General features: G+C 69.6%; 2 protein-coding genes. One reads left to right on the forward strand and one right to left on the reverse strand.

All coding sequences use genetic code 11. The features are described from left to right. Positions 1 to 97 precede the first annotated feature (97 nt). A complete protein-coding gene (locus tag ACFY4B_RS42525) occupies positions 98 to 577 on the forward strand; it encodes a hypothetical protein (RefSeq protein ID WP_049659966.1) in 480 nt (159 codons plus the stop codon). A gap of 161 nt (positions 578 to 738) precedes the next feature. On the opposite strand, the gene ACFY4B_RS42530 is transcribed toward ACFY4B_RS42525, so the two are convergent. Next, the gene (locus ACFY4B_RS42530) at positions 739 to 2,946 is read right to left on the reverse strand and encodes a M4 family metallopeptidase (RefSeq protein WP_387977176.1); all 2,208 of its coding nucleotides are present in this window, start codon (positions 2,944 to 2,946) and stop codon (positions 739 to 741) included. Positions 2,947 to 3,383 lie beyond the last annotated feature (437 nt).

The following is a 3,383-nucleotide window of genomic DNA, read 5'->3' on the forward strand; positions in this document are numbered from 1 at the left end:
CGGACGCGGCAATGACATGACAGCCACACCCGGCATCCCTGGGTGCCCTGATCTTACGAATGACCAGAACGATCCCACGAAGAAAGGTATGGAAGACATGTCCGTCGCACGAACCGTACGTACCGCACGCACCGCGCTGCTCGCCGCCTTCGCCGCGCTCACCCTGCTGCTCACCGGGGCCGTCACCGCGGCACCGGCCACCGCCGCCACCACGGGGCTCGACGACACCTGGGCCTGCTCCGTCCCCTCCGGCTACGTCTACGAGGGGGTCGTCTTCAGCCGGACGTGTAGCGGCGGCGGCAGCTGGAACTCGCCGCAGTACCACCTGCGCACGCCCGTCGACGGCCTCACCGCCTGCTCGACCGCCCCGGGCTTCACCTACGACGCCGCCGGCTCCTCCACCACGTGCAGCCTGACCCAGGGCGTCCCGTCCACCACCTTCCACCTGCGCGTCCCGGTCAGCGGCATGTGGGCGTGCAGCGTCCCGAGCGGCTTCACCTACAGCGCCACCACGTCGAACCTGGACTGCGCCACCGTCCGCAACGTGCCGACCACCAAGTTCCTCCTGGCCCGCTGACTCGTGGCCCGCTGACCCGCTGACCCGCTGACCCGGACCGTCCGTGGGTGGCGGTCCGTGCCGCACGTGCAAGAGGTGATCCGGTCGGCGAGGACGTGCTCTCGCCGACCGGATCACCTCAGTGGTCCGTGCTCAGGGGGCCGTGCTCGGTGCGGGTGCGGTCAGAAGATGAGCTTCCAGCCGTCGAGGTGGCCGGAGTCGCCGCGGTACGTGTCCTGCATGCGGAGGCGCCAGGTGCCCTTGGCGGGCTGGGCGGAGGCGTCCACCGTGTAGGTCTCGATGACGTTCTCGCCCGAGTCGCTGAAGCTGCCCTTCTTCAGCGAGTACACCGTGCCGTCCGGGCCGATCAGGTCGATGACCAGGTCGCCGCGCCAGGTGTGCTTGATGTCCACGCTCACCTTGAGGTCGCTCGGCGCCTGGCCCTGGAGCCGGTCGACGACGATGTCGGAGAAGACCGCCGGGCCGCCGTCCGGGATCGGCAGGGAGGTGCTGTTCGCGAAGATGCCCGGGGAGACCCGCCAGGTGAACGTCGTCGACGTCCTGCCGCGGTGGGAGCTCTGGGCGGTCACGGTGACCGTGTAGGTGCCCGGGAGGGCCGGGACGCCGGTGACGCGGCCGGTGACCGGGTGGAGCGTCAGGCCCAGGGGGAGGCCGGTCGCGTGGTAGGTGACGATGCCGGGGTTGAGGTTCGAGGCCTCGACCCCGAGGTCGGCGGAGGTGCCGATCGCGGTGATCTGGTTGGCGACGGGCTCCAGCAGGAGGCCGTCGACGACGCGCGGGCCGACGTTGATGGCCGCCCAGGCGTTGGCGGTGTTCTGGTACGTCGTGGTGTTCTTCCCGTACAGGTCGGCGGCGGCCTGGAGGGTGGCGGTGCGGGCGGCCGCGTAGTTGGTCGACGAGGTCATGTAGGTGGTGAGCGCCCGGTACCAGATCTTGGCCGCCGCGTCCCGGCCGATGCCGGTCACCGGCAGGCCGTCGGAGGTCGGGGAGTCGTAGGCCACGCCGTTGACGGTCTTGGCGCCGCTGCCCTCGGAGGCCAGGTAGAACCAGTGGTTGGCCGGGCCGGAGGAGTAGTGGACGTCGACGGAGCCGACGTCGGCCGACCAGTAGTCCCTGGAGCGGCCGTCCTTGGAGGGCTTGTCCATGTAGCGCAGCGGGCTGCCGTCGCCCCGGATGTCGATCTTCTCGCCGACCAGGTAGTCGCCCTTGTCCTCGGGGTTGTCGGCCCAGAACTCGATCGCGGCGGCCATGATGTCGGAGGTGGCCTCGTTCAGGCCGCCGGACTCGCCGCTGTAGACCAGCTTCGCGGTGGCGGAGGTGACGCCGTGGGTCATCTCGTGGGCGCCGACGTCGATCGAGGTCAGCGGCTTGACGTTGCCCGCGCCGTCGCCGTAGGTCATGCAGAAGCAGGCGTCGGACCAGAACGCGTTGACGTAGTTCTTGCCGTAGTGGACCCGGGTGTAGGCGCCTACGCCGTCGTCCTTGATGCCGTTGCGGCCGTGGACGTTCTTGTAGTAGTCCCAGGTGAGTTGGGCGCCGTAGGCGGCGTCGACGGCCGCGGTCTGCCGGTTGGCGACGGTGCCGTCGCCCCAGGTGTCGGTCGGGTTGGTGAACAGCGTCCTGGTGCCGCTGGTGCCGTTCAGGTCGTAGGTGCTGTGGCCGCCGCGGGTGTTGTCGGTCATCGCGAAGCCGCCGGCGACCGCCGAGGTGCCGATGGTGACCTGGCCCGAGTACTTGCTGGTGCCGACGCCGGTCTCGATGCCCTGGTACTCGAAGATCTTCTTGCCCGTGTCGGCGTCGGTGATGACGTGCAGTTCGGACGGCGTGCCGTCCTCCTGCGTACCGGTGACCACCGTCTCCCAGGCGAGCCGCGGGGTGCCGGACGCGGCCCAGACCACCTTGCGGGCGTCGTCGGCCGCCGCCTCCGTGACCTTCGCGCTCTCGGCGCTGTCGAGCGCGAGGCCCTTCGCCGCGTCAGCGCTCTCCTTGGGGGTGGTGTCGACGGCGATGTCCGCCTCGGTGGCCTTGGTGACGCCCCTGGTGGTGCCGTCGGGGGCGGTGTGGACGACCAGGTCGCCGCCGAGCACCGGGAGTCCGTCGAAGGTCCGCTCGTAGCGGGTGTGCAGGCTGCCGTCCGCGTCCTTGGTGACGCCCTTGACGACCAGCGCCTCCTTCGCGTCCAGGTTCAGCGACCTCGCGGTCTTCGCCAGGGACGCGTCCGCGGAGGCCAGCAGCTCGCCGCGCTGCTCGGGCGACAGCTGCACCGGCATCGCGCCGGCGAAGGCCTGGACCCCGGCGGGGGCCTCGGCGGGAGTCCCGGCAGGAGTGTCGGCGGCGGCGACGCCGGGCGTCAGAGCGGCCACGACCATCGCGGCGCCGACTAGCAACGCGCCCGCGGCGGTGGACTTTCGGGGGGATCGAGTCACACGGAACTCCTTCTGCGACGGCCCGGGTTCGGGGGCCGGAGTCAGCCGGGCGGCCTGGGGTGACGCCGCCCGGTAGAGCTGGTGGTTCGAATGAGATGGGAAGGAACAGTGTCATTTTTGGTCTGAACGCGTCACCCTTTGTGCAACAAGTTGGCCGAATACCTTCGCCAATGACGTAATGGGGAGGTAATTCTTCGCCAGAAGGCGAGCAATGCGGGGGGAAAACCGGTGCACCGCGCTGTCGTGGGTACCGGCACGGCGCCGTGGCAGACTCGGCCCATGACGATCCATACCTTTCTTCGTGGGATCGTTCTGGTCATTCGTAAGATCAGGGCACCCAGGGATGCCGGGTGTGGCTGTCATGTCATTGCCGCGTCCGT

Origin of the sequence: Kitasatospora sp. NPDC001261 (assembly GCF_042896795.1) — a bacterium.
Lineage (GTDB): Bacteria > Actinomycetota > Actinomycetes > Streptomycetales > Streptomycetaceae > Kitasatospora.